Annotated in this window: 8 protein-coding genes and 1 pseudogene; 7 read left to right on the top strand and 2 right to left on the bottom strand. The window is 70.6% G+C overall.

The window, feature by feature from the left end:
• Positions 1-51: 51 nt before the first annotated feature.
• Positions 52-1,617: an NAD(P)/FAD-dependent oxidoreductase gene (locus ACG2DA_RS19360; protein WP_395257882.1), complete on the bottom strand. Its 1,566-nt coding sequence runs from the start codon at positions 1,615-1,617 to the stop codon at positions 52-54.
• 354 nt (positions 1,618-1,971) lie between these two features.
• Here ACG2DA_RS19360 and carB point away from each other — a divergent pair, with 354 nt between their 5' ends.
• From carB to ACG2DA_RS19345, 3 genes are all read left to right on the top strand, one after another.
• Positions 1,972-5,301 carry a carbamoyl-phosphate synthase large subunit gene (carB, locus tag ACG2DA_RS19355; RefSeq protein ID WP_395257880.1) on the top strand — a complete coding sequence of 1,110 codons (3,330 nt, stop codon included), beginning with the start codon at positions 1,972-1,974 and terminating at the stop codon, positions 5,299-5,301.
• A 165-nt stretch (positions 5,302-5,466) separates the two neighbouring features.
• Positions 5,467-6,456, top strand: a complete 990-nt coding sequence (locus ACG2DA_RS19350; protein WP_395257878.1) for a DUF1559 domain-containing protein — start codon at positions 5,467-5,469, stop codon at positions 6,454-6,456.
• A 31-nt stretch (positions 6,457-6,487) separates the two neighbouring features.
• Complete coding sequence (locus ACG2DA_RS19345; protein WP_395257876.1) at positions 6,488-6,922, top strand: YkvA family protein; 435 nt, start codon at positions 6,488-6,490, stop codon at positions 6,920-6,922.
• A gap of 116 nt (positions 6,923-7,038) precedes the next feature.
• On the opposite strand, the gene ACG2DA_RS19340 is transcribed toward ACG2DA_RS19345, so the two are convergent.
• The gene (locus ACG2DA_RS19340; RefSeq protein ID WP_395257874.1) at positions 7,039-7,605 is read right to left on the bottom strand and encodes a hypothetical protein; all 567 of its coding nucleotides are present in this window, start codon (positions 7,603-7,605) and stop codon (positions 7,039-7,041) included.
• Positions 7,606-8,224: 619 nt separating this feature from the next.
• On the opposite strand from ACG2DA_RS19340, the pseudogene ACG2DA_RS19335 reads away from it, so the two are divergent.
• The 4 genes and pseudogenes from ACG2DA_RS19335 to ACG2DA_RS19320 all read left to right on the top strand — a co-directional run.
• Positions 8,225-8,443 (top strand): annotated as a pseudogene (locus tag ACG2DA_RS19335) (cation-transporting P-type ATPase); the annotation flags it as partial.
• Between the two features lie 141 nt (positions 8,444-8,584).
• Positions 8,585-9,178: a hypothetical protein gene (locus ACG2DA_RS19330; RefSeq protein WP_395257872.1), complete on the top strand. Its 594-nt coding sequence runs from the start codon at positions 8,585-8,587 to the stop codon at positions 9,176-9,178.
• 193 nt (positions 9,179-9,371) lie between these two features.
• Positions 9,372-10,037 carry a hypothetical protein gene (locus ACG2DA_RS19325; protein ID WP_395257870.1) on the top strand — a complete coding sequence of 222 codons (666 nt, stop codon included), beginning with the start codon at positions 9,372-9,374 and terminating at the stop codon, positions 10,035-10,037.
• An 11-nt stretch (positions 10,038-10,048) separates the two neighbouring features.
• Positions 10,049-10,306 (top strand): DUF167 domain-containing protein, encoded by a 258-nt coding sequence (locus tag ACG2DA_RS19320; protein ID WP_395257883.1) that lies wholly within the window; start codon positions 10,049-10,051, stop codon positions 10,304-10,306.
• Positions 10,307-10,419 lie beyond the last annotated feature (113 nt).

Raw genomic sequence — 10,419 nt, 5'->3', positions numbered from 1 at the left:
CCGCCGCGTAGCCTGCGATGCCGCGCAGCCTGCGATCACGGTCTGCCCGCGCTACCGCTGGGCGCCGACCGCGGCGCTGCCGGCGGGGGCGGGGGTGCGTTCCAGCGAGGGGATCCGCGCTTCGGACTCGGAATCGGAGTCGTCGTCGCCCGCCTCCCCGTCCGTCCCCCCGGAGGCGCCGTGCGGGTCCGGCTTCGGCGGGGGGGCGTTGAGCCGGGCCGCCAGCGGGTTGCCGCCGGAGTCCTTCTTCTCCGCCTGGAAGATGACCGGCAGCGTCTGGCCGGTGATCAGCCGGGCGCCGCGGTCCATCGTCACGTAGTGGTAGGCCCACTGAATGAGAACCAGCAACCGGCTCTGGTAGCCGACGATGTACATCACGTGGATCGCCAGCCACATCAGCCAGGCGAACCCGCCGGTGGCGTGGTAGCGGCCGAACAGGTCCGCCACCGCGGCTCCGCGGCCGACCACGGCCATCGTGCCGAGGTCCCGGTACTTGAACGGCTCGTCCGGCTGGCCGCGGAGGCGCCGCTTCAGCGTTTTGGCCGTGTGCTTGCCCTGCTGCATCGCCACCTGGGCGACGCCCGGCAGCGGCGTGCCGGCCTTTTCCTCGTCGTCGGCGGGGTGGTCGAAGTGGGCCAGGTCGCCCAGCACGAAGATCTCCGGGTGGTCCGGCACGGTGAGGTTCGGCTCGACCTTCACGCGGCCCTCCCGGTCGGCCGGGCAGCCGGTCGCCTCGGCGAGGCGTTTGCCCAGCCGACTGGCCCGCACCCCCGCGCACCAAACCACCGTCCGGGACTGGAGCGTGTAGGAGGGGGAGCGGTCTTCGGGACTGAGCGTCACCTCCGTGGCGGTGACGTTCGTGACGCGGGTGTCGGTGATGATCTCCACGCCCATCTCCCGCAGGTCGCGGGCGGCGTAGCGACTGAGTTCCTCGTCGTAGGCCCCCAGCACCCGCGGGCCGCCGTCGGCGATCACGATGCGGGCGTCGGACGGGTTGATGCGGCGAAAGTCGTTCTTCAGCGTGTTGCGGGCGATCTCGGCGATGCTCCCGGCCAACTCCACGCCCGTCGGGCCGCCGCCGACCAGCACGAAGGTCATCCAGGCGGCCCGCTTCTCCGGGTCCGGCTCCCGTTCGGCCTCCTCGAAGGCCAGCAGAATGCGGCGGCGGATCTCGATCGCGTCCTCGATCGTCTTTAGCCCGGGGGCGTACGGCGCCCACTCGTCCCGGCCGAAGTAACTGTGCGTGCTGCCGGAGGCGACGATCAGCGTATCGTAGGGGACCTCGTCCTCCGGCCCGCCGGCGGTGGTCGGGTTGTTCTTGCCGGAGAGCGTGACGACGCGGCGGTCCGTGTCGAACCCGACCACTTCGCCCAGCAGCACGGTCGTGTTGCTCTGTCGGTCGAACATCCCCCGCAGCGGGGCGGCGATGTTCGCCGGGCTCAGGCTGCCGGTGGCGACCTGATACAGCAGGGGTTGGAAGAGGTGATGGTTCCGGCGGTCGATCAGCGTGATGTCGACGTCCGCCTTCCGCAGCCCGCGAACGACGTTCATTCCCGCGAAGCCCCCGCCGATCACCACGACGCGGTGCCGGCCCTCCGTGGAGTGGGTCAGCGGCACGGGGTCTTCGGGGCGTCGACGGCCGTCGACGGTGACGCGGACGGCGGCGGATTCTGCTTGCGGGGGGGCCATCGGGGACGACGCGGGGGAGAAGAGACGCGGCGGGGGAACGTCGCGGGCGGGCGGACAGAGAATAGCGGCGCCCGCGAGGTTTCCTATGGGGGGGCTCCCCTCCAGGGCGCTCCCTCGGCGCGACGGGGAAGATCGTGCGAACCCGGAGGGCCCTCCGCGTCCGCCCGGCCCCGGCGGGGACGGCGGTCGGAAGGTCGGTCCCGCTTGAACTCCGCGGGGGCGTCGGTAGCGTCACCGGCGAGGCCCCGCCCGTCCCGCTCCCCGTCTGCGCCGCTCCCGCCCGTGCCCAAACGCACCGACATCAAAAAGATCCTGCTGATCGGCTCCGGGCCGATCGTCATCGGGCAGGCCTGCGAGTTCGACTACTCCGGCACCCAGGCCTGCAAGGCCCTGCGCGAGGAGGGCTACGAGGTCGTGCTGGTGAACAGCAACCCGGCGACGATCATGACCGATCCGGGCACCGCCGACCGCACCTACATCGAACCGATCACCCCGGAGTACGTCGCCGAGGTCATCCGCCGCGAACGTCCCGACGCCCTGCTGCCGACCCTCGGCGGCCAGACCGGCCTGAACACCGCCCTGGCGGTGGAGAAGATGGGCGTGCTGGACGAGTGCGGCGTCGAAATGATCGGCGCCCGCCGCGACGTGATCAAAAAGGCGGAGGACCGCGAGCTGTTCCGCGAGGCGATGACCAGGATCGGCCTGGACGTCGCCAAAAGCCGCATCGTCAAAAGCATGGACGAGGCCCGCGAGGCCCTGGAGGACCTCGGCCTGCCGATCATCTGCCGGGCCAGCTACACCCTCGGCGGAGCCGGCGGCGGCATCGCCTATAATAAAGAGGAATTCGAACGGGTCGTCGCCGCCGGTCTGAAACTCTCTCCGGTCAACGAGGTGATGCTGGACGAAAGCATCCTCGGCTGGAAGGAGTACGAGATGGAGGTGATGCGCGACAAAAACGACAACTGCGTGATCGTCTGCGCCATCGAGAACTTCGACCCGATGGGCGTGCACACCGGCGACAGCATTACCGTCGCCCCGGCCCAGACGCTCAGCGACAAGGAATATCAGCGGATGCGGGACGCCACGATCGCCTGCATGCGGGAGATCGGCGTGGAGACCGGCGGCTCGAACGTGCAGTTCGCCATCAATCCGGACACCGGCCGGATGACGATTATCGAGATGAACCCCCGCGTCTCCCGCAGTTCGGCCCTGGCCTCCAAGGCGACCGGTTTCCCCATCGCCAAGATCGCGGCCAAGTTGGCCGTCGGTTATACGCTGGACGAGCTGCCCAACGACATCACCCGCGAAACGAAGGCCTGTTTCGAACCGAGCATCGACTACGTGGTGACGAAGGTTCCCCGCTGGACCTTCGAGAAGTTCCCGGAGGCGGACTCGACGCTGACGATTCAGATGAAGAGCGTCGGCGAAACGATGGCTATCGGCCGCACCTTTAAAGAGAGCCTGCAAAAGGCCCTCCGCGGCACCGAGACCGGGCACTTCGGGCTCGGCGGGGGCAAAAAAGACCTCTGGGACACGCCGGACCGGCCGCGGGAGGACGCGATCGTCGCCGCCCTCGCCACGCCCAACGAACACCGCATGAGCGCCCTGCGGTACGCGTTCAAAAGCGGCATGACGCTCGAACGGGTCCACGAACTGACGCAGATCGACCCGTGGTTCCTCGATCAACTGCAACAAATCATCGAGATCGAGGACGAAATCCGGGCCGTCGGCTCGCTGGCGAACGTCACCGCGGAGCAGATGCGGCGGTTTAAACGCGCCGGTTTCGGCGACCAGCAGCTCTCCCACTGGCTCAACGCCGGCGAGGCCGCGGTTCGGGCGAAGCGGAAGGAACTGGACGTCGAAGCGGTCTTCAAACAGGTCGACACCTGCGCCGCGGAGTTCGAGGCCGTCACCCCCTATTATTATTCGACCTACGAAACCGAGGACGAATCCCCCGGCCCCAAGCGGCCGACCAATCCCGAAGGGCTCAGCCCGTACAGCCGGGTGATGATCCTCGGCGGGGGGCCGAACCGCATCGGCCAGGGGATCGAGTTCGATTATTGCTGCTGTCAGGCCGCCTACGCCCTGGAGGAGTTGGGCGTGGAGAGCGTGATGGTCAACTCCAACCCGGAGACCGTCTCCACCGACTACGACACCAGCGATTTACTGTTCTTCGAGCCGCTGACGACCGAGGACGTGTTGAACGTCGTCGATCGGCTCAAGCCGGACGGGGTGATCGTGCAGTTCGGCGGGCAAACGCCGCTGAACCTCGCCAAGGGCCTCGAGGCGGCCGGCGTGCCGATCATCGGCACCAGCCCGGAGATGATCGACGTCGCCGAGGACCGCGACCGCTTCGCGGAGATCCTCAAGAAAACCGGCCTCCGCCAGCCGCCCAACGGCACGGCGACCGACGCCGCCGGCGCCCGCAAAATCGCCGAGCGGGTCGGCTTCCCGGTGCTGGTCCGGCCCAGCTACGTGCTGGGCGGCCGCGCGATGGAGATTTGCTACGACGGCCCGGCGCTGTCCGGGTATATGCAGTCCGCCGTGGACGCCTCCCCGGACCGGCCGGTGCTGATCGACCGCTTCCTGGAGGACGCGATCGAGGTCGACGTGGACTGCGTGGCCGACTTCGGCGTCGAGGGCGGCGGGACCGCGATCGTCGCCGGGGTGATGGAGCATATTGAAGAGGCCGGCGTGCACAGCGGCGACTCCGCCTGCTGCCTGCCCCCGCACAGCCTGCCGGCGTCGGTCGTGGAGGAGATCGAGGCCGCGACGGTCAAACTGGCGGAGGCGTTGAACGTCTGCGGGCTGATGAACGTCCAGTTCGCCGTCAAAAAGGAAGGCGAAGAGTTCACCGTCTACGTGCTGGAGGTGAACCCCCGGGCCAGCCGCACCGCCCCGTTCGTCTCCAAGGCGACCGGGATGCCGTGGGCGAAGATCGCCGCGAAGGCGATGGCCGGCGTCTCCCTGCAAAAGCAAGGCGTCGCCGACGCCGGGCCGGCCCCGAAGCACTTCAGCGTGAAGGAGAGCGTGTTCCCCTTCAGCAAGTTCACCGGCGTGGACATCGTGCTGGGCCCGGAGATGCGGTCCACCGGCGAAGTCATGGGCATCGCCAACGCCTTCCCCGCGGCCTACGCCAAAAGCCAGATCGCCGCCGGCAACCCGCTGCCGCCGGCCGGCGAGGACGCCGACGGCGCCGGCCGGGCGATCTTCATCAGCATGGCCGAGGGCAAAAAGGCGGCGATCGTCGAACCGGCCCGCCGGTTGGCGAACCTCGGTTACGAGATCCTCGCCACCAGCGGCACCGCGGCGGTGTTGAAGGACGCCGGCGTGGAAGCGGAGATCGTCCGCAAAGTGCAGGAGGGCCGCCCGAACCTGATCGACCACATGGCCAACGGCCGGGTCGGGTTCATCTTCAACACGCCCAGCGGCAAGGGCGCCCGCACCGACGAGGGCAAGATCCGCGCCGCCAGCGTGGCTTACGGCGTGCCCTGCGTGACCACCCTGCCCGGCTGCGTGGCGGTGGTGGACGCCCTCGAAGCCCAGGCCGCCGACCCGCCGCCGCGGGTCGTCAGCCTGCAGGAGTGGCACGAGGGAGCGCTGGACGGCTGACGCATCGGTTCTGAGCGCTGCCCGGGCTCGGCCGCGTACGACAGGGGGGGATCGCCTTCGCCGGCGATCCGAACCGTCCCCCGAGGCGCAGCCGGACAAGGACAGCTCATGTTCACTCAATCCCCGCGCCGCCGTCCGCAAGAACGCTCAGCGGTTCGCGGGGGGATGACGGCGGTCGAAGTCTCCGTCGTGATCGGAGTCGTGGCGCTGCTGGTCGCGCTCGTGCTGCCGGCGGTGCAGTCGGCGCGGGAGTCCGCCCGCATGGCCCACTGCCGGGACAACCTCCGGCAGACGGCGCTCGCGTTGCAGAACCACCACGCCGCCCGCGGTTCCCTGCCGTCGTTCTATAACGGCACGTCGCTGCGATACCCGCTGACCGAGTGGGACCTCTTCCACATGCACTCGTGGCGGGTCCCGCTTCTGCCGTACCTCGAAGGGACTTCGCTGCGAGCGCAGCTCGACACGGCCGCGCTGGCGACCGGACCGGAGAACGAAGCCGCAGCCCAGACGGCGGTGCCGACGTTCCTGTGCCCCAGCGGCGATCCGCCGACGGCAATGGGGTGGGGCGTCAAACACCACCGCATCGCTGCGACTGCGGGCACGCCGCTCTACGAGATTGCGGAGGCGGACCGCTATTACGTGATGCGGAGCGACTACGACGCGATGGCCGGGATCCAGGCGCTGCCCGACCCGTTTCCGGAGCAGGCGAATCCCTCCTCCGTCGAGTTCGTTCGCTGGGGCGTCTGGGGATGGCCCGTCTTTGAGACGAAGACGACGACGGGCTCTCGCTTGTCCTCGTACCGCGCGGGCCGGTTCGCGGACGTGCGGGACGGACTTTCCAACACGATCTCCCTCGTGGAGCGAGGCGGAAAGCCGACAGCGCTTCGCTACGGCAAGCCGGAGGTCTCCGCCGAGAACCCCGACGCGACGTATCCCGGCCAAGTCGGTTGGTCGGCCAGCAATACGTTCCTGTGGTCGATCAACGCCGACGGCGTCGGCGTGAACGAGTCGAACACGCAGGGGATTCACTCCCTGCATCCGGGGGGAGCGAACGTCGCCCTCGCCGACGGATCGGTCCGGTTCCTCTCCGACTCCACGACCTTCGACATGCTGGTGGCGCTCTACGGCCGGTCCGACGGAGGCCTACCCGACTGACGCCCGGGCCGCGGGGGCGTATCATCGAGTCATGAGCGCCTCTGCCGATCCGTCCCGCGTCTCCCCGGACGTCTACTCCCCGGAGGCCTTCAAGGCGAAGCTGGTCGGCTTCGCCCGGCTGGCGGGCCGGCAGGTCGTGGAAAAGGCGTTGATCCTGTACCACACGCTGCAACGGCCGGAGACGCCCAAAACCGCCAAGGCGACGATCGTCGGCGCGTTGGCGTACTTCATCCTGCCGATCGACGCCGTGGCGGACTTCCTGCCCGGCGTCGGGTTCACCGACGACCTCGGCGTGATCGCCGCGGCGCTGGTGACGATCTCCGGCTACGTGACGGACGAGATCCGCGAAACCGCCGCCCGGCAGGCCGCCGCGTTCTTCGGGGAAGCCCCGCCGCCGAGCCTCGCCCGCCGGGATCGGTTCTCCGCGGAGGACGACGACGCGGAGGCGGACGACGACGCGGCCTGAGCGTCGCCCGCCTCGCCCCCGGCGCATGACGAGAGCCGGCCGCCCCGGGAGGGCGACCGGCTCCGGTCGTTGATCAACGCGTTGTCAGACGGCCCCCGGCGGGCGGGGGGTCGGACTCAGTGCCCGCAGACCGGGGCGGCGCAGGTCGGGGCGCAGACGTCGCCGCAGGGGGCGGCACAGGTCGGAGCACACACATCGCCGCACACGTCGCCGCAGGGGGCGGCGCAGGTCGGGGTGCAGAGGTCGCCGTAGACCGGGGCGGCGCAGGTCGGCTCGCAGCCGTAGTCGACGCAACCGTAGTCCACGCAACCGTAGTCGCAGCAGTCGTCGCGGTGGCAGAGGCCGTGCAGCTTGGAAAGGATCCAGGCGTTCTTCCGCTGCTCCAGATCCCACAGCTTGCGACCGAACCGCTTCAGGCAGCCTTCCTGCGGCGGGCAGCCGTAGGACTCGCAACACCCCACCGGGGCGCACACGTCGCCGCAGGGAGCGGCGCAGGTGGGGCCGCAGACGTCACCGCAGACGTCGCCGCACGGGGCGGCGCAGGTCGGGGCACAACCGTAATCGACGTAACCCGGGGCGGCGCAGCTGCTGTGGCCGTGACCGAAGAGGCCGGCGCTGGCGGAAGCCGGCAGGGCCAGGGCGACGGTACAGGCGGCGAGCAGCAGGCGCGGGGACACCATCATGGAGAACTCCGTTAAAGGGTGCGGGTGGCAGATGAACCGGCGGACGCCCGGCCAGGCTTCGGACACGACGGGAGGGGGCCGTCGGGCGCGACAGGAAATGCGTTCCGTCCCGCGTCAACCCGGTCCGTCGGGTCGCCAAACGCGCGGAAGCCCCGCCGACGTCGTGTCGGCGGGACGCGGTCGGTCCGCCCGGGGGCGCCGCGGCGAACGCCGCGGCCGATCGCCGGCTCGTCCCCGTCGTGGGAGGCGGGCCGGCGGCGGACCGATGTGCTTCCGATCGGTCGGACCGCCGCGGTCGAATCAGCCCTCGGCCCCAAACCGTCCGGTTCGTCCCGGCGACCGACCGTTGGCGCCAGCCGTTCCCATTCCGCCGACCCTGCGCGTCGCGCCGCTCGCCGAGGCTCGGTCGCCCGCGCCGGTTCTGCAGATAAATCGGGAGGAAAGTGGGCGCACGAATGAACGCCGAACGCGAGCCCCGGTCCTGGACTACGTTGCCGCGTTCGTCCCCGAACCGATTGGCCGCGGGACCGCTGCCGCCCCCGGTCATGGCCCGCGTTTCACCGCCGCCCGTCCGCACGCCGTCGCGGTCGAGGCGGCCGCCGCCTGACGGGCGGAGTTCGGTCCCAATGAACGGGTCGAAGCCCCCGGCCGCACCCGCGGGCGAATCCTGTACGAGCAGTTCGCGGAGCCGATCGTCCTGCTGCTGGTCGGGGCGGCGGCGGTCAGCGTCGCCCGGGGCAAATCCGCCGACGCCGGGGCGATCCTGCTGATCGTCCTACTCCACGCCGCGTGGGGGTTCGTTCCGAGCAGCCGGGCCGAGGCGGCGATGGCCGTGTAGAAACGTCTGAGCGTCCTCCCGGTGACGGTGCGTCGCGGCGGAGCGGGCCGGAAAATTCGCCCCCCGCCTCGGGGGAGCCCCGGCCCGCTGCGGTTCCGTGATCCAGACTGGTGCGTTCCCCGACGCACCGGACTGTCCACAATGGCCCCCGCAGAGACACACCTCGCCGCCGCCCGGGCGGCGCTGACCCGCCGCGACCCGTCCGGCGCCGTGCGGGAAGCCGAAGCCGCCCTGGCGGCCGGCGCCGGGGGGCCGGAGCCGCACTGGCTGGCCGCGTTGGGACTGGCGGCGAGCGGCCGCCCTGGGATGGCCCTAGTCGCGGCGGGCCGCGGCGAGGGGCACGCCCCGGACGACCCGCGGGCCGCGGTGATCTGCGCCGCGGTGGCGGCGCTGTCCGGCAGGGCGGACGCCGCGGAGGCGTTCGCCGCCGCGGCCTTGGATCGCGACCCGTCCTGCGGCGCCGCCCACGCCGTGCGGGCGGGGCTCTGCCTGATCGCCGAGGACTGGGAGGGGGCGGACGCCGCCGCCGTCGCGGGCCTCGCCGCCGATCCCGGGCACCCGGCCTGCGAGCACGTCGCCGCGTTGGTCGGCGACCCGATCGACCGGGCCGACGCAAACGCCTGCGGGCTGGCGGTTTGGGAGGCGCTGATCCCCGCCGCCCGCGACCTCGCCCGGGTCCCGGCTCCCCCCTCGGTCGCCGCGGAGGGCTGGGACGGCTGGTTCACCGCCGCCTGAACTCCCCCGAACTCTCTCAGCCTGACGGGGACGAGCCGCGCCGGCCCGCCGGTCGGGGGGATTCCCCGGAAATGCGGCGCGGAAAAGCCGCTTGTTCAAGCCTCCCGCCGTGGGGCACCCTGCGCCGGCTCGTCCAACGCTCCATGTTTGTTCCGCCGTCGCCCGCCGTTTCTCGTCCCGCCCCGCCCGCACTGTGACGAACCCTTTCACCGATGCGGCGCCGGCCGATTTGTGTCTGCACGCGGCGAACTTCTGCTACCTCGCGTCCTACCTCACGCGAGACATGCTCTGGCTGCGGCTGCTCACCTGCGTGGGGATGTCGTTGCAGATCGTGTTCTTCACCTGCGGTTCGGTGCCGATGTTCGGGCCGACGGCCTGGATGGCCACGTTCGTGGGGATCAACGTCATCCAGATCCTCCGCCTGCTCCGCTACCGGGAGCGGATTCAGCTTAACGCGGAGGAGGCGGCCCTCAGCGAGGAGGCGTTCGAGCACCTCAGCCGCGAGGAACTGGCCGACCTGCTGACCCGCAGCGTGCGAATCGGCACCCGGCAAACCGCTGAGATCAACCCGCACGAGCTCACCGAGGGCGAACTGACCGAGGACGAGATCGTCCTGCGGGACATGGCGTTCGGCGGCCTGACCCGCAGCGAACTGCTGAACCTCGTCACTCGCCGCTTTCACGGCACGACGGCCCACCTGACCCCCTCTCGGGTGCGGCTCTGGACGGAGCGGCGGAAGCGGCGTTGGAGCCAGTGGACGGCCCAACGGGCCGCGAAGAAGGCCGGTCGCGACGCCGCCCCCGGCGGTTTTCCCGCTCCCGCCGCGGACGGGGGCGCCACGCCGCCCCCGCCCGGATGACCGCCCCTCCGATCGCGACGCTGTCCGTCAAAGTCGTCCCCGGCGCCAGCCGGTCGGCGGTCGTCGGATGGTTGGGGGAGGCGCTGAAGGTCCGCGTCGCCGCCCCGCCGGAGCGCGGCAAGGCGAACGCCGCGGTCCTCGCCCTGTTGGCGGAGGCGTTGGACGTGCCGGAGCGCGCCGTCGCCCTCGTCGCCGGCCCCGCGTCCCCCCGCAAGACGATCCGCGTCGAGGGCCTGAGCGACGCTGAGGCCCGCCGCCGGCTGAGCTGAGGAATCCGTTCCTCTCAGCCTTGAAGTTCGTGTGAGCCCGAAGGGCCAGCGAGAGTGGACGCCTTCGATCCTCGCTGGCGCTTCGGGCTCACTGGACAAAGAGAAGCGTCCCG

The sequence above is a fragment of the Alienimonas sp. DA493 genome, assembly GCF_043951915.1.
Classification (GTDB): Bacteria; Planctomycetota; Planctomycetia; order Planctomycetales; family Planctomycetaceae; genus Alienimonas.
This window is presented reverse-complemented; position numbering and strand designations above follow the sequence as displayed.

Bases quoted from the DNA above. Each gene is read 5' to 3' on its own strand.
- ACG2DA_RS19345 (WP_395257876.1), top strand. From the start codon at position 6,488: ATGAGCGCCTCTGCCGATCCGTCCCGCGTCTCCCCGGACGTCTACTCC.
- ACG2DA_RS19330 (WP_395257872.1), top strand. From the start codon at position 8,585: ATGGCCCCCGCAGAGACACACCTCGCCGCCGCCCGGGCGGCGCTGACC.
- ACG2DA_RS19340 (WP_395257874.1), bottom strand. From the start codon at position 7,605: ATGATGGTGTCCCCGCGCCTGCTGCTCGCCGCCTGTACCGTCGCCCTG.
- ACG2DA_RS19350 (WP_395257878.1), top strand. From the start codon at position 5,467: ATGACGGCGGTCGAAGTCTCCGTCGTGATCGGAGTCGTGGCGCTGCTG.